The sequence below is a fragment of the Streptomyces lydicus genome, from assembly GCF_001729485.1.
In the GTDB taxonomy this organism is placed as follows: Bacteria; Actinomycetota; Actinomycetes; order Streptomycetales; family Streptomycetaceae; genus Streptomyces; species Streptomyces lydicus_D.
The window spans coordinates 314,431-335,348 of record NZ_CP017157.1 but is presented as its reverse complement, the minus strand read 5'-3'; the positions used below and the strand labels follow the sequence as shown (position 1 = coordinate 335,348).

Sequence of the window (20,918 nt, the reverse complement as noted above, 5' to 3'; positions counted from 1 at the left end):
CCGGACGCGCCGCTACGGCAGCAGACCGTGCGCCGGGAACACCGCGCGGCGGGTGGCCAGCACCGCCTGGTCCAGCCGGTCCGCCGGGTCGTACCCGCCGTCGACGAAGTCCCGCCACTGCGGCGTACGGCCGTCCGTCATCCGCTGCGGCGCCAGCTGCCGGGTCCGGCGGAACACTTCGTGCCGCCACGCCTCCGGCACCGCCGAGGCCGGATCGATCGGCCGGCCCGCCGCGATAGCCGTCAGATGCGTCCAGCTGCGCGGCACCACGTCCACCACCGCGTAGCCGCCGCCCCCGAGGGCGACCCACCGGCCGTCCGCGTGCTCGTGCGCCAGCGCATGACAGGACTCGGCCACGGCCCGCTGGGCGTCCAGGCTCACCGCGAGGTGCGCGAGCGGGTCCTCGAAGTGGGTGTCCGCGCCGTGCTGGGTGACGAGCACCTGCGGCCGGAACGCCTCCAGCAGCTCCGGCACCACCGCGTGGAAGGCCCGCAGCCAGCCCGTGTCGCCGGTCCCGGCCGGCAGCGCCAGATTCACCGCGCTGCCGGCCGCGCCCGCTCCGCCGGTCTCCTCCGGCCAGCCGGTCTGCGGGAAGAGCGTGCGCGGATGCTCGTGCAGAGAGATCGTCAGGACCCGCGGGTCCTCCCAGAACGCCGCCTGCACCCCGTCGCCGTGGTGCACGTCCACATCCACGTACGCGACCCGCTCGGCCCCCAGTTCCAGCAGCCGGGCGATCGCCAGCGAGGCGTCGTTGTAGATGCAGAACCCGGACGCGCCGCCCGGCATCGCGTGGTGCAGCCCGCCGGCGAAGTTCACCGCGTGCGCCGCGTCGCCGCGCCAGACCGCCTCCGCCGCCCCGACCGACTGCCCGGCGATCAGCGCGGACGCCTCGTGCATCCCCACGAACGCCGGATCGTCCGCCGTCCCCAGTCCGTACGAGAGGTCCGCGGCGGCGGGATCGGCCGAGGCCCGGCGGACCGCGTCGATGTAGTCCTCGCGGTGCACCAGCCGCAGGGTGGAGTCCCCGGCGGGCTTGGCCGCGACCACCTCCAGCGGCCCACGGTCGAGCTCGAACGCCTCCACCAGGCGCATGGTCAGCGCGAGCCGTACCGGGTCCATCGGATGCCCGGACCCGAAGTCGTAGCCCGTTACTGCCTCATCCCACATCAGCTGTGCGCGGCCGCTCATGCCCGTCACCGTATCTGGCCTGCGGCGCCCCGAACGAGCGGGCATACACGAGCGTCACCAGCACCAGCGCCATCGGTACGAGCATCGCCCCCCGATAGCTCCACGCGTCACCGAGCGCCCCCACCAACGGGGAGCCGATCAAAAAGCCCACATAGTTGAAAATGTTCAGCCGGGCGACAGCCATGTCCGAAGCCCCCGGGCCATGGTTCTCGTACGCGTACCGGCCCGCCGCGGCGAAGGTCTGCGGCACGATCACGCACAACCCGAGCCCCAGCAGCGTGAACCCCGCCATCCCGGTCCAGGCCCCCGGCGCGGCCGCCACCACCGCGAACCCGCCGGCCGCGACCACCGTCCCGCACCGCACCACCGCGGCCGCCCCGAACCGCCGCACCCCCAGGTCGCCGACCGCCCGCCCGAGCAGCGTGGTGACCATGTAGACGTTGTACGGCACGGTGGCGAGCTGCTCCGAGCTCCCCAGGACGTCCTGCAGGTACTTGGCGCTCCAGTTGGAGACCGTCGAGTCCCCGATGTACGCGAAGGCCATCACCAGACACAGCGGCAACAGCAGCCGCATCGCGACGGGCGTGCCCCGCTCCTCCGCCCGCGGCCCGTCCCCGGGCTCCCCCTCGGCGGGCCGCTGGTCGACGAACCACCGGCCCACGACCAGCGCCAGCGGCACCAGCACGGCCACCACCGGCCCGTACAGCAGGCCCAGGGACAGCTCCCAGTGCGCCCCGGCCCAGGCCAGCGACGCCCCCACGATGCCGCCCAGGCTGTACGCGGCGTGAAAGCCGAGCATGATGCTCCGCCCGTACGCCCGCTGCAGGCTCACCCCGAGCATGTTCATCGAGGCGTCCAACGCCCCCACCGCCAGCCCGAACACCGCCAGCGCCACCGCTACCTGGGCCATCGAACCGACCGCGCCGACGGCCAGCAGCGCCAGGCACACCACCGGCTGCACGCACCGCAGCACCCGGCTCGGCCGTACCCGCTTCACCACCTGCTCGGTGGCGACGCTGCCGACCCCGGCCAGTACCGGTACCGCCGCCAGAAAGGCGGGCAACAGCCCGTCCGATATCCCGTACCGGTCCTGGATCGCCGGTATGCGTGTCACGAGGAGGGCGAAGACCGCGCCCTGGACGAAAAAACTGAGGGCGAGCGAGAGCCGGCCGTGCCGCAGCTGCGCTCCCGGTACCAGAGGGGCCGTCATGGCCGCTCAGCCTAGAACTCGCCGCTACCGCTGGGTAGATGGATCACATCACCGATTCCGACGTACGTCCGACAGGTGACGCCCCGCCCCCACAGCCACGGCCGCCTCGACCGCCCCTATCGCAACAGCTCCAGCAGCTCCGCCATAGCGGCGAACAGCGCCGTCGCGCCCGCCTCCGCCAGCTTCTCCGCCGGCGTCATCGCGGTGAACCCGTAGACGTCCATCCCCGCGGCGACCGCGGCCTGCACCCCCAGCGGACTGTCCTCGACCACCGCACACCTCTCGGGCGCGACCCCCCTCTCCCGCGCCGCGTGCAGGAACAGATCCGGCGCCGGCTTCCCCCGCCCCACGTCCTGGGAGCTGAAGACCCGCCCCGCCGGGAACCACCGGTCCAGGCCCGTCGTCCGGTGCCCCACCCGGATCCGCTCATGGGTCCCGGAAGACGCGACGCAGTACGGCACACCGTCCGCGGCCAGCGTCTCCAGTACCTCCCGCGCCCCCGGCACGGGCTTCAACTCCCGCTCGAACGCCGCAAAGACCCGGGCGTGGAACACGTCGTCGAAATCCTCGGGCAGCCGCTGCCCCGTGCGCTTCATGACGAGCTCGTGGATCCGATGCATCGCCGACCCCATGTAATCGCGTATCGATTCCTCGTACGACGTGGGATGCCCGAGCTCGGTGAGATAGCCGGCAAGAACGGCATTGGAAAGGGGCTCGCTGTCGACCAGCACCCCGTCGTTGTCGAAGATGACCAGGCCGTATCGCATGCCGCGACCCTATGCGCACGGCCGGACCGGCCGAAACGCAAAAAAGCTCCGGTCCCTGAACCACGAAGGTTCAGGGACCGGAGCTGAAAAATTGTTCGGCGGCGTCCTACTCTCCCACAGGGTCCCCCCTGCAGTACCATCGGCGCTGAAAGGCTTAGCTTCCGGGTTCGAAATGTAACCGGGCGTTTCCCTAACGCTATGACCACCGAAACACTATGAAGTTAACCAACCGGAGCCTGGCTACAACGGTCGTTACTTCAGAACCTACACAGTGGACGCGAGCAACTGAGGACAAGCCCTCGGCCTATTAGTACCAGTCAACTCCACACCTTACGGCGCTTCCATATCTGGCCTATCAACCCAGTCGTCTACTGGGAGCCTTAACCCCTCAAGGGGGTGGGAGCCCTCATCTCGAAGCAGGCTTCCCGCTTAGATGCTTTCAGCGGTTATCCTTTCCGAACGTAGCCAACCAGCCATGCCCTTGGCAGGACAACTGGCACACCAGAGGTTCGTCCGTCCCGGTCCTCTCGTACTAGGGACAGCCCTTCTCAAGACTCCTACGCGCACAGCGGATAGGGACCGAACTGTCTCACGACGTTCTAAACCCAGCTCGCGTACCGCTTTAATGGGCGAACAGCCCAACCCTTGGGACCGACTCCAGCCCCAGGATGCGACGAGCCGACATCGAGGTGCCAAACCATCCCGTCGATATGGACTCTTGGGGAAGATCAGCCTGTTATCCCCGGGGTACCTTTTATCCGTTGAGCGACGGCGCTTCCACAAGCCACCGCCGGATCACTAGTCCCTACTTTCGTACCTGCTCGACCCGTCAGTCTCACAGTCAAGCTCCCTTGTGCACTTACACTCAACACCTGATTGCCAACCAGGCTGAGGGAACCTTTGGGCGCCTCCGTTACTCTTTAGGAGGCAACCGCCCCAGTTAAACTACCCACCAGACACTGTCCCTGATCCGGATCACGGACCCAGGTTAGACATCCAGCACGACCAGAGTGGTATTTCAACAATGACTCCACAACCACTGGCGTGGCCGCTTCAAAGTCTCCCACCTATCCTACACAAGCCGAACCGAACACCAATATCAAGCTATAGTAAAGGTCCCGGGGTCTTTCCGTCCTGCTGCGCGAAACGAGCATCTTTACTCGTAATGCAATTTCACCGGGCCTATGGTTGAGACAGTCGAGAAGTCGTTACGCCATTCGTGCAGGTCGGAACTTACCCGACAAGGAATTTCGCTACCTTAGGATGGTTATAGTTACCACCGCCGTTTACTGGCGCTTAAGTTCTCAGCTTCGCCATGACGAATCATGACTAACCGGTCCCCTTAACGTTCCAGCACCGGGCAGGCGTCAGTCCGTATACATCGCCTTACGGCTTCGCACGGACCTGTGTTTTTAGTAAACAGTCGCTTCTCGCTGGTCTCTGCGGCCACCCCCAGCTCAGAGAGCAAGTCTCATCACTGGAAATGGCCCCCCTTCTCCCGAAGTTACGGGGGCATTTTGCCGAGTTCCTTAACCATAGTTCACCCGAACGCCTCGGTATTCTCTACCTGACCACCTGAGTCGGTTTAGGGTACGGGCCGCCATGAAACTCGCTAGAGGCTTTTCTCGACAGCATAGGATCATCCACTTCACCACAATCGGCTCGGCATCAGGTCTCAGCCTTAACGTGTGACGGATTTACCTACCACACGGCCTACACCCTTACCCCGGGACAACCACCGCCCGGGCTGGACTACCTTCCTGCGTCACCCCATCACTCACCTACTACAAGTCTGGTTCGTCGGCTCCACCACTCCGCTTCACCCGAAGGATCCACGGCGGCTTCACGGACTTAGCATCGCCTGATTCAATGTTTGGCGCTTCAAAGCGGGTACCGGAATATCAACCGGTTGTCCATCGACTACGCCTGTCGGCCTCGCCTTAGGTCCCGACTTACCCTGGGCAGATCAGCTTGACCCAGGAACCCTTAGTCAATCGGCGCAAGAGTTTCCCACTCTTGTATCGCTACTCATGCCTGCATTCTCACTCGTGAACCGTCCACAACTCGCTTCCGCGGCTGCTTCACCCGGCACACGACGCTCCCCTACCCATCACGATCCCCGTTGGGGGTAATATCGCAATGACATGACTTCGGCGGTGTGCTTGAGCCCCGCTACATTGTCGGCGCGGAATCACTTGACCAGTGAGCTATTACGCACTCTTTCAAGGGTGGCTGCTTCTAAGCCAACCTCCTGGTTGTCTCTGCGACTCCACATCCTTTCCCACTTAGCACACGCTTAGGGGCCTTAGTCGATGCTCTGGGCTGTTTCCCTCTCGACCATGGAGCTTATCCCCCACAGTCTCACTGCCGCGCTCTCACTTACCGGCATTCGGAGTTTGGCTAAGGTCAGTAACCCGGTAGGGCCCATCGCCTATCCAGTGCTCTACCTCCGGCAAGAAACACACGACGCTGCACCTAAATGCATTTCGGGGAGAACCAGCTATCACGGAGTTTGATTGGCCTTTCACCCCTAACCACAGGTCATCCCCCAGGTTTTCAACCCTGGTGGGTTCGGTCCTCCACGAAGTCTTACCTCCGCTTCAACCTGCCCATGGCTAGATCACTCCGCTTCGGGTCTTGGGCACGCTACTCAACGCCCTATTCGGACTCGCTTTCGCTACGGCTTCCCCACACGGGTTAACCTCGCAACATACCGCAAACTCGCAGGCTCATTCTTCAAAAGGCACGCAGTCACGACTGCATGTGCAAGCACATACAGCGACGCTCCCACGGCTTGTAGGCACACGGTTTCAGGTACTATTTCACTCCGCTCCCGCGGTACTTTTCACCATTCCCTCACGGTACTATCCGCTATCGGTCACCAGGGAATATTTAGGCTTAACGGGTGGTCCCGCCAGATTCACACGGGATTTCTCGGGCCCCGTGCTACTTGGGTGTCTCTTAAACGAGCCGTCAATGTTTCAGCTACGGGGGTCTTACCCTCTACGCCGGACCTTTCGCATGTCCTTCGCCTACATCAACGGTTTCTGACTCGTCCCACAGCCGGCAGACTGCAGAAAAGAGATCCCACAACCCCAACCACGCAACCCCTGCCGGGTATCACACGTGACTGGTTTGGCCTCATCCAGTTTCGCTCGCCACTACTCCCGGAATCACGGTTGTTTTCTCTTCCTGCGGGTACTGAGATGTTTCACTTCCCCGCGTTCCCTCCACACTGCCTATGTGTTCAGCAGCGGGTGACAGCCCATGACGACTGCCGGGTTTCCCCATTCGGACACCCCCGGATCAAAGCTTGGTTGACAGCTCCCCGGGGCCTATCGTGGCCTCCCACGTCCTTCATCGGTTCCTGGTGCCAAGGCATCCACCGTGCGCCCTTAAAAACTTGGCCACAGATGCTCGCGTCCACTGTGCAGTTCTCAAGCAACGACCAGCCACCCACCACCCCAACCCGAAGGCTGAGTTCACTGGGGCCGGCATCGCGAAGGAGCAGACTCAAGTCCACACCCTCAGATACCCAACAGCGTGCCCGACCCGACCAGTTGAAGACTCACGTTCCACGCCGAAGCAGTACTAATGATCCCAACCGACCGTGCCGAATAGTCAACGTTCCACCCATGAGCAACCAGCATCAGACATTCGCTGATGTACTGGCCTCTGACCCGGACAAGTCCGAGTAAGAAGTGCTCCTTAGAAAGGAGGTGATCCAGCCGCACCTTCCGGTACGGCTACCTTGTTACGACTTCGTCCCAATCGCCAGTCCCACCTTCGACGATTCCCTCCCACAAGGGGTTGGGCCACCGGCTTCGGGTGTTACCGACTTTCGTGACGTGACGGGCGGTGTGTACAAGGCCCGGGAACGTATTCACCGCAGCAATGCTGATCTGCGATTACTAGCAACTCCGACTTCATGGGGTCGAGTTGCAGACCCCAATCCGAACTGAGACCGGCTTTTTGAGATTCGCTCCACCTCGCGGTATCGCAGCTCATTGTACCGGCCATTGTAGCACGTGTGCAGCCCAAGACATAAGGGGCATGATGACTTGACGTCGTCCCCACCTTCCTCCGAGTTGACCCCGGCAGTCTCCTGTGAGTCCCCATCACCCCGAAGGGCATGCTGGCAACACAGAACAAGGGTTGCGCTCGTTGCGGGACTTAACCCAACATCTCACGACACGAGCTGACGACAGCCATGCACCACCTGTACACCGACCACAAGGGGGACCCTGTCTCCAGGGTTTTCCGGTGTATGTCAAGCCTTGGTAAGGTTCTTCGCGTTGCGTCGAATTAAGCCACATGCTCCGCTGCTTGTGCGGGCCCCCGTCAATTCCTTTGAGTTTTAGCCTTGCGGCCGTACTCCCCAGGCGGGGAACTTAATGCGTTAGCTGCGGCACGGACGACGTGGAATGTCGCCCACACCTAGTTCCCAACGTTTACGGCGTGGACTACCAGGGTATCTAATCCTGTTCGCTCCCCACGCTTTCGCTCCTCAGCGTCAGTATCGGCCCAGAGATCCGCCTTCGCCACCGGTGTTCCTCCTGATATCTGCGCATTTCACCGCTACACCAGGAATTCCGATCTCCCCTACCGAACTCTAGCCTGCCCGTATCGAATGCAGACCCGGGGTTAAGCCCCGGGCTTTCACATCCGACGTGACAAGCCGCCTACGAGCTCTTTACGCCCAATAATTCCGGACAACGCTTGCGCCCTACGTATTACCGCGGCTGCTGGCACGTAGTTAGCCGGCGCTTCTTCTGCAGGTACCGTCACTCTCGCTTCTTCCCTGCTGAAAGAGGTTTACAACCCGAAGGCCGTCATCCCTCACGCGGCGTCGCTGCATCAGGCTTTCGCCCATTGTGCAATATTCCCCACTGCTGCCTCCCGTAGGAGTCTGGGCCGTGTCTCAGTCCCAGTGTGGCCGGTCGCCCTCTCAGGCCGGCTACCCGTCGTCGCCTTGGTAGGCCATCACCCCACCAACAAGCTGATAGGCCGCGGGCTCATCCTTCACCGCCGGAGCTTTCCACACGGAGGTCATGCGACCCCGTGTCGTATCCGGTATTAGACCCCGTTTCCAGGGCTTGTCCCAGAGTGAAGGGCAGATTGCCCACGTGTTACTCACCCGTTCGCCACTAATCCCCTCCCGAAGGAGGTTCATCGTTCGACTTGCATGTGTTAAGCACGCCGCCAGCGTTCGTCCTGAGCCAGGATCAAACTCTCCGTGAATGTTTACCCGTAATCGGGTCAACACACACGAGAGCGGAACGACCAAACGGAATAGGTCCGGTCGTTCACAGCGTCCTCGCTGTGTGTGCCATCCGCGCCACATGGACGGGATGGACTTTCAAAGGAACCTCATCTGCCGGATGTTTCCGGTAGACGGGGTATCAACATATCTGGCGTTGACTTTTGGCACGCTGTTGAGTTCTCAAGGAACGGACGCTTCCTTTGGATTCCCTCTCGGGCTCTCCTCCGGGCGCTTCCCTTCGGTGTTGCGTTTCCGACTCTATCAGATCCTTGCGGTTCCGATTTTCGCCGGTGCGATTCGGCCTTTCGGCTTCTTCGCGGTTCCAACCTTACCAGATCCGTTTCCGTCTCCGGCCCCCCGTTGGAGTGGGGTTGGCCGTTCAGCTTTCGCTTTTCGGCCTTTCCGACTCTATCAGATCTTGTCCGCGCCGTTGCTGGCTCGAATTTGTTTCTGATTCCCCGTCGGAGGGGGTTTGTTCGCGCCTTTCGGCGTGATCACTACGTTAGCGGTATTCCTCGTCGACGCATAATCCGCCGCGGTCCGAATTTCGGCATACCGAAATTGTTCCCGGTGAGGGGCCGTGCAGTAGTGGTGTGCCGCGAAGCGGCGGGATGGTCGCCGCAGAACCGTTCCGGCGCTGTGGCAACTCGGAGGACACTACAGATCGGGCGAGGCCGTGTCAACTCGCCGTGTCAACCCCTATTAGTCGAGGTCGCTCAGGCGGCCGCCGGCGTCCGGCTGGGCGTCCTCGACGCGGCGCAGCAGGCGGGTGAGCACCTGGCCGAGGAGCTGACGCTCGTCGCCGGAGAGGTCCTGGAGGAGGTCCTCTTCGAAGACCGTGGCCAGGCGCATCGCCTCGAGCCACTTCTCGCGGCCCTCGTGGGTCAGCTCGACGATCACGCGGACGCGGTTGTTCTCGTCGCGCTCGCGCGTCACGAGGCCCTCGTTCGCCATGCGGTCAATGCGGTGGGTCATGGCGGCCGGGGTGAGGCCGAGGCGCTTGGCGAGCTCGCCGGGGCCCAGGCGGTAGGGGGCGCCGGCCAGGACGAGGGCCTTGAGGACCTCCCATTCGGCGTTGCTCATGCCGAGGGTGGCGGTCTGTCGTCCGTAGGCGACGTTCATGCGCCGGTTGAGGCGCTGAAGTGCGGAGACGACCTGCTCCACCTGGGGGTCGAGGTCCTGGAATTCGCGCTGGTAGGCCGCGATCTGTTCCTCGAGGCTCGGCTCGGCTGCGTCGGCGGCCGCATCGGAGGGCTCAGGCATGCGGCGCAGTATGACATGAAAGTGATTGGCGTTGAAGTTCTTCTCCGTGTAGTCTTTAGCTTCGAACTTTAGAGTTGAAGTCTTCAGGGTGAGACTGTCCGGACGGGACCGTCCGGCGCGGGCTCGCCCTGGTGTCTGTGCGGCTCATGGTTCGTCCTCCTTATTCGTCTGACGACCTGACCTAGGTAGGTGAGTGTGACCACCGCGATGGGCGCCGCGCTGCGCCGGATCCAGCTGGGGAACGCGCTGAGCGCGTTCGGCAACGGCTTCACGGTTCCGTATCTGTACGTCTACGTGGCGAAGGTGCGGGATCTCGGCGCGAGTACGGCCGGTGTGGTGCTGGCGATGCTGGCGGTGGCCGCACTGGTCGTCCTGCCGCTGACCGGTCGGGCCATCGACCGGCGCGGTCCCCTTCCGGTGGCCATCGTCGGTACGGTCTCCGCCGCGGTCGGCGCGCTGGGGATCGGCCTGTCCGCCACCGAGCCGCTGGTCATCGCGTCGGCGGCGGCGCTGGGCGCCGGTATAGCGGTCATCCAGCCGGCCCTGGCGACGATGATCGTGTGGTGCTCGACCACGCTGACCAGGTCGCGGGCGTTCGCCACGCAGTTCTTCCTGAACAACCTGGGGCTGGGTGTCGGCGGGCTGGTCGGCGGGCTGCTGGTCGACGCGTCGCATGCGTCGAGCTTCGTGCGGCTGTTCGCGATCGAGGCCGTGATGTTCCTGGTGCTGGGTGCGGCGGTGGCGACCGTACGGCTGCCGAAGGCGCCGAAGGTCGAGGACGCGGTGCCGAGCGAGGAGCGGGCCAAGGGCGCCTGGCGGGCGATGTTCGCGGACCGGCGGATGGTCTGGCTGTGCGTGCTGGGGTTCGTGCTGTTCTTCGCCTGCTACGGGCAGTTCGAGTCGGGGCTGGCGGCGTATGCGACCGAGGTGACCCGGATTCCGCCGTCGAGCCTGGGTATCGCGCTCGCGGCCAACACGGCGGCGATCGTGGCGGCGCAGTTCGTGGTGCTCAAGCTGGTCGAGCGGCGGCGGCGCAGCCGGGTGATGGCGCTGGTCGGGCTGATATGGACCGTGGCGTGGCTGGCCGCCGGGCTGTCCGGGCTGGTGCACGGTGCGCAGGCGATCGCGACGACGCTGCTGATCTCGACGTACGCGCTGTTCGGCATCGGTGAGTCGATGCTGTCGCCGACCGTGGCTCCGCTCGTGGCGGACCTGGCGCCGGCCTCCCTGATCGGTCAGTACAACTCGGCGTTCGCGCTGGTCAAGCAGCTGGCGTTGGCGATCGGGCCGGCCGTGGGCGCGCTGATGGTGGGGCACGGGATGTACGCGGCGTACATCGGGATGCTCGTGATCTGCGCCGCCGGCATCACGGTGCTGTCGCTGTGGCTGGGGCGGATGCTGCGGCCCGGGCAGGACAATCCGCACCGGGCGGTGGCGGCCGTGCCCGCCGCGCGGGTGCCGGTCGAGGCCGAGGCGGTGGCCTGCGGCGCCTGAGCCGGAGGCGTACAAGGCAGCGGGCCGGGTCGGCGGGCGTTTTCGCCCGCGGGCTCGGCCCCTTGTCGTGTCAGGACCGCCTTGTGTCTGGACCGCCTTGTGTCAGGGCCGTCTTGTGTCAGGACCGGCCGTCGGTCATCCCCGGGGCAGGGCGAATTCGCACCACACCGCTTTTCCGCCTCCTGGGGTGCGGCGGGAGCCCCAGGAGGAGGCGATGGTGGCGACGATGGAGATGCCCCGGCCGGCCTCGTCGACCGGTTCGGCGCGGCGGCGGCGCGGAAGGTGGTCGTCGCCGTCGGTGACCTCGATGATCAGCCTGCGGTCGGTGCGGCGCAGTCGCAGCCGCATGGGCGGATGGCCGTGCTGCAGGGAATTGGCGACCAGCTCGCTGGCGGCCAGCACCCCGAGGTCGTGCAGCTCGGGTGAGAAGCGCCAGGAGGCGAGGACGCCGGAGGCGAAGGCGCGGGCGCGGGGGGCCGCTTCGGTGCCGCCGTGGAGTTCGAGGGCGGCGTTGTGGAAGAGCTCGGCGTCGTGCCCGGTGCGCTCGGGGTGCTGGAGGACGAGGATGGCGACGTCGTCGTCGTGCGTGGCCGTGATGCCCAGGGAGCGCAGCAGCCGGTCGCAGACGATGTCGGGGGTGCCGGCCGCGCCGGCGAAGGCGCGCTCCAGGGCCTCGACGCCGTCGTCGATGTCCTTGTCCCGGCGCTCGACCAGGCCGTCGGTGTACAGGACGGCGCTGCTGCCGGGACCGAGCGGGACGGAGCCGGAGGTGTGCAGCCAGCCGCCGGTGCCCAGGGGCGGGCCGGTGGGCTCGGCGGCGCGGTGGACCGAGCCGTCCGGGTCGCGTACGAGGATCGGCAGATGGCCGGCCGAGGCGTAGACCAGCCGGCCTTCGTTGGGGTCGTGGACGGCGTAGACGCAGGTGGCGATCTGGCTGGCGTCGATCTCGGCGGCCAGGCCGTCCAGGAGCTGGAGGACCTCGTGGGGCGGGAGGTCGAGGCGGGCGTAGGCGCGGACCGCCGTGCGCAGCTGGCCCATGACGGCGGCGGCGCGCACCCCGCGGCCCATGACGTCGCCGATGACCAGGGCCGTACGGCCGGCGCCGAGGGTGATCACGTCGTACCAGTCGCCGCCGACCGCGGCGTCGGTGCCGCCGGGCTGGTAGGTGGCGGCGACGCGGAGGTCGTCGGGCTGCTCCAGTTCCTGGGGGAGCAGGGAGCGCTGGAGGGTGACGGCGGCCTCGCGCTGGCGTGCCTCGCTGGCGCGCAGCCGCTCGGCGGACTCGATCTGGTCGGTGACGTCGACGCCGAAGACCAGGACGCCCTTGTGGGGTGCGACGCAGGCCACCTCGGGGTCGGGCGCCGGGCCGCTGGCGGCGACCTCGATGGGGGTGCAGGTGAAGGTGTAGTAGCCGTCGCGGGTGCGGTCGCCGCCGGCGCCGCCGGCGCCGCCGGGGACCTTGCGGGACTTGACGGTGCGCGGCTTGCCGCTGCGCAGGACCTGGTCCATCAGCGGGAGCAGGCCGAGGGCGTCGAGTTCGGGGAGGGCCTCGCGGGCGGTCCGGCCGGCCGGGCGGGCGCCGAAGACGGTGGCGTAGGCGCCGTTGACGTACGCGAGGCGGTGCTCGGGGCCGTAGACGACCGCGACCAGCGCGGGGATGGTGCCGAGGATCTCGTGGACGGAGAGGGCGTCGACGGTGGGCGGCAGGGCCGCGGGGGCGGCCTCCGGGGAGGCGGCGGTGTCGGGGTGCTCGGCGCGGGCCGCGGGGACGGAGCTGGTGGTCGCGGCCGTCGGCGCGCTCGGCGTGCCGTCCGCTGCCGTGGGCGCGGCGGCGGGCTCGGGTGCCGTCTCGGGCGCGCCGGACGGCGGGCCGGACGCGGGGCGGGGTGCGGCGCGGTCGGACCGGGCGGCGCCGCGCCGCTGCGTGCCGGGGAACTTGGCGCTCCAGCGCGTGAAGATCACGGAGGGGTACCTCTTACTTCGCGTTGTCGCGCGGGATCGGGCCGTCGGCAGGGTGGGACCTCCCGGCCGGCGGCCGGAGGTTCGGCTGGGGGCACTCTCGGCGCCCCTTTGCGGAATGCAGCAAACGTCCTGAATCCTCGTGATTGTCACTCTTTGCAGATACGAGCCCACCCATGGTCACACGTCCAGTGTGGCCGACCGGACGGACATCCGTCAGACGCCCGGGAGCCGGCGGGGAGTTCCGCGCTCCGCAAACTCCTGCCGGCACGGGGGTGACGGCGCGTCAACTGCGGTGGCGGCTACGGCGCGTCAACTGGCCTCGTTGTGCCGCCCGGTGCCCGCGGCGAGTTCGAACTCGGCGCGCGGGTTCTCCAGCGAGCCGAGCGAGACGATCTCACGTTTGAACAGGCCGGCGAGGGTCCACTCGGCCAGCACCCGGGCCTTGCGGTTGAAGGTCGGCACCCGTCCGAGGTGGTAGACGCGGTGCATGAACCAGGCCGGGTAGCCGCGCAGCTTGCGTCCGTAGACGTGCGCGACGCCCTTGTGGAGGCCGAGCGAGGCCACCGAACCGACGTATTTGTGCGCGTAGTCCACGATCGGCCCGCCGCGCACCGCCGCCGCGATGTTCTCGGCGAGCACCTTGGACTGGCGTACGGCGTGCTGCGCGTTGGGCGCGCACAACGGGCGGGGCTCGTCGGGCTTGGCGGGCGGCTCGGCCGTCAGGTCGGGGACCGCGGCCGCGTCGCCCGCCGACCAGGCGTGTTCCACGCCGTCCACCTGGAGCGCGGCGGTGCACTTGAGGCGTCCGTGGCCGGTCAGCGGCAGTCCGGACGCGGCCAGGACGGGGTGCGGTTTGACTCCGGCGGTCCACACCAGGGTGCGCGTCGGGAAGCGGGAGCCGTCACTCAGCACCGCGACGCGCTTCTCGCAGGACTCCAGCCGGGTCTCCAGCCGTACGTCGATGTTGCGGCCGCGCAGCTCCCGTACGGCGTAACGGCCCATGTCGGGGCCCACTTCGGGCAGGATCCGGTCGGTGGCCTCGACCAGGATCCACTTCATGTCCTCGGGCTTGACGTTGTGGTAGTAGCGGACGGCGTAGCGGGCCATGTCCTCCAGTTCGGCCAGCGCTTCCACGCCGGCGTAGCCCCCGCCGACGAAGACGAAGGTCAGCGCGGCGTCGCGGACCGCGGGGTCGCGGGTGGAGGAGGCGATGTCGAGCTGTTCGAGGACGTGGTTGCGCAGGCCGATGGCCTCCTCGACGGTCTTGAAGCCGATGCCGACGTCGGCGAGGCCCGGGACGGGCAGGGTGCGCGAGACCGAGCCCGGGGCGAGGACCAGTTCGTCGTAGGCCACCTCGATGGCGCCGTTGCCGGTCTCCTCGGCCGCCAGGGTGGTGATCGTCGCCCGGCGTTCGCCGTGGTCGATGGCGGTGACCTCGCCGATGACGACCTTGCACTGGGGCAGGACGCGGCGCAGCGGCACGACGACGTGGCGCGGGGAGATGGAACCGGCCGCCGCCTCGGGCAGGAATGGCTGATACGTCATGTATGGCTCGGGGTCGACCACGATGACTTCGACGGTGCCCTGCCGCAGTTCCTGCTTCAGTTTCCGCTGGAGCCGCAGGGCGGTGTTCATCCCCACGTAGCCACCGCCGACCACGAGAACGCGGGCCACGTTGTTCGAAGACACAGCCTTCACAGAGCTTCTCCTCGCGGTGCGACCAGGCCCGGGACGGCACGAGCCGCGGGCCGGCCGGCGGCGCGGCCACCCTCGGGCGCTGCGCCCCCGGGAAAGCACAGCACTGTTCCATGACGCACCCCCGGGGCGCCTTTGTCCACAGGCTCGTCGAAAAGGATGACCGGACCCGGCCCTGGGGACGGAACGGCATATTCCGCGTACGTCGGAAAAGCTGCGCTGGTCAGGGGCGGGTGACCGGCGGGCGAGGGGGGCGTAATCCGGGCGGATCAGGCCGGTTGGGCCGATCGGGGGGCGCACTGTGCGGAAGGCCCCCTTCAATCTTGACCCGGGCTCAACTATGTTCGTATCTCGTTGGGGTGCACCCTCTCGTCGGTACGCCCCAACCATCAGGGCGGGGAGTCTCCGGGGGGAGACGTCATTACCGGGGGATCAATATGCACATTCAGGGCTCTCAATGGCCGACGGCCGTCGCTGTGGCACACGCCTCCGACGGCGCCGGCACCAGTAACGGCAACAGCAACAGCGGACACGGCAACGGGGCACACGGCAACGGGGGCGGTGCCGGCGGCGGTACGGGCGCGGGCGGCCGGAGCACGCCGCTGCGGGTCGACGCCCAGCGCAATCTGGAGCATGTGCTGCGGGCCGCGCGCGAGGTGTTCGGCGAGCTGGGCTACGGCGCGCCGATGGAGGACGTGGCCCGTCGGGCCCGGGTCGGGGTCGGCACGGTCTACCGCCGCTTCCCGAGCAAGGACATCCTGGTCCGCCGGATAGCGGAGGAGGAGACCTCGCGGCTGACGGATCAGGCGCGTACGGCGCTGGGCCAGGAGGACGACCCGTGGTCGGCGCTGTCGCGCTTCCTGCGGACGTCGGTGGCCTCGGGTGCCGGACGGCTGCTGCCGCCGGGCATCCTGCGGGTGAGCGCGGGCACCGACCGGCCCGCGCAGCCCGCGACGGACGGGCCGGAGCCGTCCCGGATACCGGAGGGCCTGGGCGAGGCCGCCCGGGTCCCGCAGCAGCGGGCGGCGCACGCCGATCTCCGGCTGGTGGACCGGCGGGACGAGCCGGCCGCCGACGGGGGCGCACAGGGCTCCGCCGAGGAAACGGCCGGCGCCGAGGCGCTGCTGGACGTCGTGGGGCGGCTGGTGGAGCGCGCCAGGGCGGCCGGCGCGCTGCGGCCCGATGTGACGGTCGCCGACGTGCTGTTGGTGATTGCCACAGGCGCGCCCGCGCTGCCCGACCCCGCGCAGCAGCAGGCCGCTTCTGCCCGGCTGCTGGAGATCCTGCTGGAGGGGCTGCGCTCGCGCCCGGCCCGGTGAACTCCGCCGGCCGGCGGCGTCCGGAGGGGCCCGGTCACCGGGTCCGCCGGACGGGCCGGCGCGGCGGGGCGGAGGCGTACGCGGACCGGATCGTCCGGGGCCCGTGTGCGGGCGCGGGACGGTGTGTACCGGTCCCGCCTGCGGGCGGGGCGCGGTGCGTACCGGTGCCGCGGGTGGGCGTGGCAAGAGGCGTCCGGGAGCTGCGGGCGGTGTGGCCCGTACGGGTCACGGGCGGCGTATGGCCCGTTTGCGCACCATGGCACGTACGGGTGAACGTCCGTGCGGCCGTCCACGGTCCCGCCTCGGATGAGTGGTTGACCGCAAGGCCCCTGAGGCGCCGCGGCCCCGTGTGGCACGCTGGCGCGATGTTCCGGTGTGACGGCGGCTTCGGGGGCCTCGGCGATGGGTGTTGACGGGCGGGACGAGCCACGCGAGCGGCCCGACGGGGCGGGCGGTGACGCCGGGCCCGGGCCGCAGGGGCGCACCGGCGGCGGGCCCGTGGCGGACGGGCACAGCGTGCCGCCGCAGCGGGCGTACGGTGCCACCGCCCCGGCCGCCGACGTCGGCAGTGGTGAACTCCAGGCGTCCGACGCCCAGTTGATCGCCGCCCTGCGGGCCGGTGACGACACCGCGTACGAGGAGATGTACCGACGGCACGCCGACGCGGTCCGGCGCTACGCCCGGCGCTGCTGCTGGGACGGGCACACCGCGGAGGACCTGACCGGCGAGGTCTTCGCCCGAACGCTCCAGGCGGTGCGCGGCGGCGCGGGCCCGGACACCGCGGTGCGCGCGTATCTGCTGACGACCGTCCGGCGGGTGGCGGCCTCCTGGGCGAGGACCGCGCGGCGCGAGCAACTCGTCGAGGACTTCGCGGTGTTCGCGGTGAACGCGGCCGGAGCGGCGCGGGGCGACGACACCCTGGAGCTGGGCGCGGAGGTGCGCGCCATGCACGAGGCCGAGCAGTCGATGGCCGTCCAGGCGTTCCGCAGCCTGCCGGAGCGGTATCAGACGGTGCTGTGGCACACCACCGTCGAGGACGAGTCGCCGAGTCAGGTCGCCCCGCTGCTGGGGCTGACCGCGAACGCCACCGCCGTCCTGGCGCACCGCGCCCGGGAGGGGCTCAAGCAGGCGTATCTGCAGGCCCACGTCAGCCAGTCGCTGACCGCCGGCGGGGACTGCGCCCGCTACGCCGACCGGCTCGGCGCGTACGCCCGGGGCGGGCTGCGGATGCGGGCCGAGCGGGGGCTGCGCAAGCATCTCGACGCGTGCGCCCGGTGCCGGACCGCCGCGCTGGAGGTCGCGGACGTCAATCAGCGGATCGGTGCGCTGCTGCCGGTCGCGGTCATCGGCTGGTTGGCCGCGGGGTACGCCGTCAAGGCGGCGGCCGCGGTGGCCGGCGCGGCGGGTGCGGGTGCGGCGGCCGGTGCCGCGGCGGCCGCGGGAAGTGGCGGCGCGGGTGCGTCGGGCGGCAGCGGTGGTGCCCTCGTGGGCAAGGGGCTCGCCGCGCCGGTGAAGGTCGGCATCGGCGTCGGTGCGGCGGTGGCGGCCGGCGCGGCGCTCGCGCTGGCCCTCACCGCCGGCCCCGGGCCGGCGGTGAAGCCGCAGGCCCGGCCCGCGCAGTCGGCGCCGCCGGTGCCGCGGAGCCCGTCGCCCGGCCCGGCGAAGCCGCTGCCGCCGGCGTCCGGTGCGGAGCCGACGCAGCCGACGCACACGCCGCGGGCGACGCCGACGCCGTCGCCCACCCCGCCGGAGCCCGCGCCGAGGCCGAGGCCGACCCCGTCGCCCACCGTCCCGACGCAGGCGCCGACGCCCACCCCCACGCCCCGGCCGCCCGAGCCCTCCCCCAGGCCGCCGCTGCCCACTCCGACCGCGTACCGGGTCGACGCGCTCGACCACGACGTGACGGGCGACGGCAGCAAGCCGGAGGTGCGGACCGTCGGGAGCAGCTGGCTGTGGCAGCGGCAGGCCCCGGAGATCGCCGGGACGACGTATGCGCACGGGGTGAGCGTGCACGCCCCGTCGTCCGTGCTCATCGACCTCAACCGGGCGTGCACCGCGTACGACGCGCAGGCGGGCGTGGACGACCTCAGCATGGGGCCGGTCGCGCTGCGCTTCTCCGTGTACGCGGACGGGCAGCGGCTGTGGCGCTCGGGGGTGCTGCGCGGCGGGGAGCGGGCGGTGCCGGTGCACGTCCCGTTGGCGGGGCGCAAGACGCTGCGGCTGGTGGTCGAGCCGGTTTCACCGTTCGATGTGGTCGCGGTGGGCGACTGGGCGCAGGCGCGGATCAGCTGCCGGTGAGGGGCGCCGCGGGCGCCGGGACGCCGGCGGGCCCGGTGGATGGGTGGCGTGCGCCGCCGGTCTCCGGGGGGGCGCGGCGTGCGGCGGCGGTTCCTGGGCGTGCGTGGTGTGCCGTCGGCGTGCGGGGCCTCGTGGTCGCCGTCGGATGCGCCGTTCAGCTCGGCGCGCGGCTCACCCGCCGTGCGCCGTACTCCGCCCCCCGTCGCACGGCAGCTGCCGCGTCCCACTCACGACAAGCGCGCCCGGGGGACCACTCCCGCGGCGACGGCCCGTTGGCGCGGTGCCTCGGCGCCCGTCCAGCAGGTGCCCCGCCGCGCCACCAGGCGCCGCAACCACAGTTCCGTGGAGACCAGTTCGGCCAGTCCGTCCAACGGGAGCGGGGCCCCCTCGGCCGCGGCGCGCAGCGCCTTGCGGACCACCCGCGCCTCGATCAGCCCGGCGTCCGCCAGCAGCGGCGCGTCGAAGAGCTGCACCAGATCGCCGACGGCGCCGCGCAGCCCGGCCCGTACGGCCGCGGTGTGGGTGAGGTGCGAGGTGGCGCCCCACCCGGGCGGCAGGTCCCGTACGCCCGCCCCGGCCAGTACGGAGCGCAGTACGGCGGCCCGCGCGCCGGGCTGCACCCGCAGGGTGTCCGGCAGCGCGCGGCAGGCCAGCACCACCTGGTTGTCGAGGAAGGGCGCGTGCAGCCGCTGGTTGCGGACCTCGGCGGCCTGCTCGAGGACGCGGTGGTCGGCGGCCTGCCGGGCCAGCGCCGCACGGGCCCGCCGCTCCCCGGGGCGGCCCCCGGCGGGCGAGCGGGTCGCCGCCTCACCGAGCCGGACCGACACCTCGGCCAGCGCCTCACCCGTGAGCCAGCGGGCCGCCGGCCCCGGCCGGCACCAGGTGAGCGCGGCCAGCGAGGCGTCCACGGCGCCCCCGGTGGCGGGTTCGTCGGTGAACTGCCGCTCCAGCAGGCGCCGGGCCGCGTCGGCGATGCCCTCCGGGTACGGCGTGCGGGCGAGTTTGCGGGCCGCGCGGTAGACCGTGAACGGCACCAGGACCGAGTGGGCGGACGGCCCGTCGGCCTTCGCCAACGCGGTGACCGGGCGCAGCAGATGGCGCCGGCGGCGGTCCATGAGGAGGTCGGCGAGCCGGGCCGGGTGGGCGTCGAGGACCTGGCGGGCGCCGTGCCCGACGAAGTGGTCCGCGCTGCCGGCCAGCAGCCGCCGGCGGTGGCGGCCCGCCGTGGTGAGCGAGGGGCCCGGCTCGTCCGTGAGCGGGCCGCTGTCGAGGTCGGCGTACGGGAGGGCCTCCTCGCCGGCCGCGACGACGACGTGGTGCAGCCGCGGGTTGTCGGCGATGCTGCGGGCGCGCTCCAGTTCGGCGTCGCGGTGGGCCTGCACGCCGTTGGTGGCACGGTCGTTGAAGGTGACGGCCAACAGGCGCTCGCCGTGGCCCCCCAGCCTTCCGGGCTGGCCGGGCAGGCCGGCGGCCAGGAGGGCCAGGGTTCCCGAGGCGCTGCCGCCGGAGAGGTCGGCGCCGACGCCGGGGGCCGGCCCGCCCCGTGCGGCGCGCCGCTCGGCCAGCCCCATCCCGGGCACCGGGCCCGGGTCGAGGCCGTCGAGTCCGTCCGGGTCGGGGGCGTGCCGGGGCCCGGCCAGCCGGGCGCGGACCGCCTCGACCAGTGCGTCGCGGACGCCGTCCACGGCTTGTTCCGGGGCGAGTTGGGGCGCGGCGACGGCGAGCGAGGTGGTCGGCTCGTAGGAGGTGACGTCGCGGGTGCCGCCGCGCAGCACCAGGGCGTGGCCGGGCGGGATCCGGCGGACGCCCTCGTACGGGGTGCCGGCGCCGAGCGCCTCGGGGACGTCCGGGCAGGCCAGCAGCGCGGCCAGGTGGCCGACGTCGAGGCTGGCCTCTATCAGGTCGGCGAGCGGGAGGGCGGCGGTCGCGTAGGCGGTGCCGCCGGCCCAGGGGGTGTGGAAGACGGGACGGGCGCCGGCCAGGTCTCCGGTGACGGTGATCCGGCGCCCCACCTGGACGACGGCGGTGTAGCTGCCGGACCAGGCGGTGAGGTGCCGCAGGGCACCGCCGCGCGCCGCGAACAGCCCGACCCGCAGCTGGTCGTCGGTGGCTCCGCAGACCCCGAAGACGGCGAGCCGGGTCTCGGGGTCGGCCTGCACGACGCGGACCTCGTCCGGCCGCCAGTCGCCGACCGCCCACAGCGGATCCGGGTCGCCCCACAGGAGTTGGGCGCCCACGGGGAGCACGGCGCGGGCCTGCGCACCGGCCGCCGGGCCGGTGGCGGACGAGCCTGCAGCGGCCCCTGTGGCGGCACTGCTCCACCCCACCAACCAGCGCATCGCCGCCTCCACCCGATTCCCCGCCGGGGCCAACGGCCGCCCCGTACAACGGATTGCCAAGCCGCCGTCAAGCTGTTGTGGCGACCATGCTGCCATGACCGTGGCGCGGCGGAGGCGTCG

General features: G+C 69.6%; 10 protein-coding genes and 3 rRNA genes. 3 read left to right on the top strand and 10 right to left on the bottom strand.

Annotated elements, in window-relative coordinates; translation table 11 throughout:
• Window positions 1-12 precede the first annotated feature (12 nt).
• From SL103_RS01455 to SL103_RS01425, 7 genes are all read right to left on the bottom strand, one after another.
• Window positions 13-1,188, bottom strand: a complete 1,176-nt coding sequence (locus SL103_RS01455; protein ID WP_069566954.1) for an acetoin utilization protein AcuC — start codon at window positions 1,186-1,188, stop codon at window positions 13-15.
• A complete protein-coding gene (locus SL103_RS01450; RefSeq protein ID WP_069566953.1) occupies window positions 1,157-2,398 on the bottom strand; it encodes an MFS transporter in 1,242 nt (413 codons plus the stop codon). Before SL103_RS01450 ends, SL103_RS01455 begins: the two co-directional genes overlap by 32 nt.
• Before the next feature lie 116 nt (window positions 2,399-2,514).
• Entirely contained in the window at window positions 2,515-3,165 is a 651-nt protein-coding gene (locus SL103_RS01445) for an HAD family hydrolase (protein WP_069566952.1), read from the bottom strand.
• Between the two features lie 93 nt (window positions 3,166-3,258).
• Window positions 3,259-3,375 (bottom strand): 5S ribosomal RNA (gene rrf, locus SL103_RS01440).
• A 77-nt stretch (window positions 3,376-3,452) separates the two neighbouring features.
• Window positions 3,453-6,574: ribosomal RNA gene (locus tag SL103_RS01435) — 23S ribosomal RNA — on the bottom strand.
• 303 nt (window positions 6,575-6,877) lie between these two features.
• Window positions 6,878-8,406, bottom strand: a 16S ribosomal RNA gene (locus tag SL103_RS01430).
• Together the 16S, 23S and 5S rRNA genes form the textbook arrangement of a ribosomal RNA operon.
• Before the next feature lie 724 nt (window positions 8,407-9,130).
• Window positions 9,131-9,691 (bottom strand): MarR family winged helix-turn-helix transcriptional regulator, encoded by a 561-nt coding sequence (locus SL103_RS01425; RefSeq protein WP_069566951.1) that lies wholly within the window; start codon window positions 9,689-9,691, stop codon window positions 9,131-9,133.
• Window positions 9,692-9,886: 195 nt separating this feature from the next.
• Between SL103_RS01425 and SL103_RS01420 the strand changes: the two genes are divergently transcribed.
• Window positions 9,887-11,185: an MFS transporter gene (locus tag SL103_RS01420; protein ID WP_069566950.1), complete on the top strand. Its 1,299-nt coding sequence runs from the start codon at window positions 9,887-9,889 to the stop codon at window positions 11,183-11,185.
• Between the two features lie 135 nt (window positions 11,186-11,320).
• Here SL103_RS01420 and SL103_RS01415 read toward each other — a convergent pair whose 3' ends face one another.
• Together SL103_RS01415 and SL103_RS01410 are read right to left on the bottom strand one after the other, a co-directional pair.
• A complete protein-coding gene (locus SL103_RS01415) occupies window positions 11,321-13,147 on the bottom strand; it encodes an ATP-binding SpoIIE family protein phosphatase (RefSeq protein WP_069566949.1) in 1,827 nt (608 codons plus the stop codon).
• 309 nt (window positions 13,148-13,456) lie between these two features.
• Entirely contained in the window at window positions 13,457-14,845 is a 1,389-nt protein-coding gene (locus tag SL103_RS01410) for an NAD(P)/FAD-dependent oxidoreductase (protein ID WP_279631126.1), read from the bottom strand.
• A gap of 434 nt (window positions 14,846-15,279) precedes the next feature.
• Between SL103_RS01410 and SL103_RS01405 the strand changes: the two genes are divergently transcribed.
• Window positions 15,280-16,161, top strand: a complete 882-nt coding sequence (locus SL103_RS01405) for a TetR/AcrR family transcriptional regulator (RefSeq protein WP_079145509.1) — start codon at window positions 15,280-15,282, stop codon at window positions 16,159-16,161.
• 402 nt (window positions 16,162-16,563) lie between these two features.
• Entirely contained in the window at window positions 16,564-18,459 is a 1,896-nt protein-coding gene (locus tag SL103_RS01400) for a sigma-70 family RNA polymerase sigma factor (RefSeq protein WP_069566947.1), read from the top strand.
• Window positions 18,460-18,686: 227 nt separating this feature from the next.
• Here the strand turns inward: SL103_RS01400 and SL103_RS01395 are convergent, their stop codons facing one another.
• Entirely contained in the window at window positions 18,687-20,798 is a 2,112-nt protein-coding gene (locus tag SL103_RS01395; RefSeq protein ID WP_069573261.1) for an asparagine synthase-related protein, read from the bottom strand.
• Window positions 20,799-20,918 lie beyond the last annotated feature (120 nt).

Excerpts from the sequence above, each read along its gene's own strand:
- SL103_RS01455 (WP_069566954.1), bottom strand. The coding sequence starts at position 1,188 with ATGAGCGGCCGCGCACAGCTGATGTGGGATGAGGCAGTAACGGGCTAC.
- SL103_RS01395 (WP_069573261.1), bottom strand. The coding sequence starts at position 20,798 with ATGCGCTGGTTGGTGGGGTGGAGCAGTGCCGCCACAGGGGCCGCTGCA.
- SL103_RS01405 (WP_079145509.1), top strand. The coding sequence starts at position 15,280 with ATGCACATTCAGGGCTCTCAATGGCCGACGGCCGTCGCTGTGGCACAC.
- SL103_RS01400 (WP_069566947.1), top strand. The coding sequence starts at position 16,564 with ATGGGTGTTGACGGGCGGGACGAGCCACGCGAGCGGCCCGACGGGGCG.
- SL103_RS01450 (WP_069566953.1), bottom strand. The coding sequence starts at position 2,398 with ATGACGGCCCCTCTGGTACCGGGAGCGCAGCTGCGGCACGGCCGGCTC.
- SL103_RS01445 (WP_069566952.1), bottom strand. The coding sequence starts at position 3,165 with ATGCGATACGGCCTGGTCATCTTCGACAACGACGGGGTGCTGGTCGAC.
- SL103_RS01425 (WP_069566951.1), bottom strand. The coding sequence starts at position 9,691 with ATGCCTGAGCCCTCCGATGCGGCCGCCGACGCAGCCGAGCCGAGCCTC.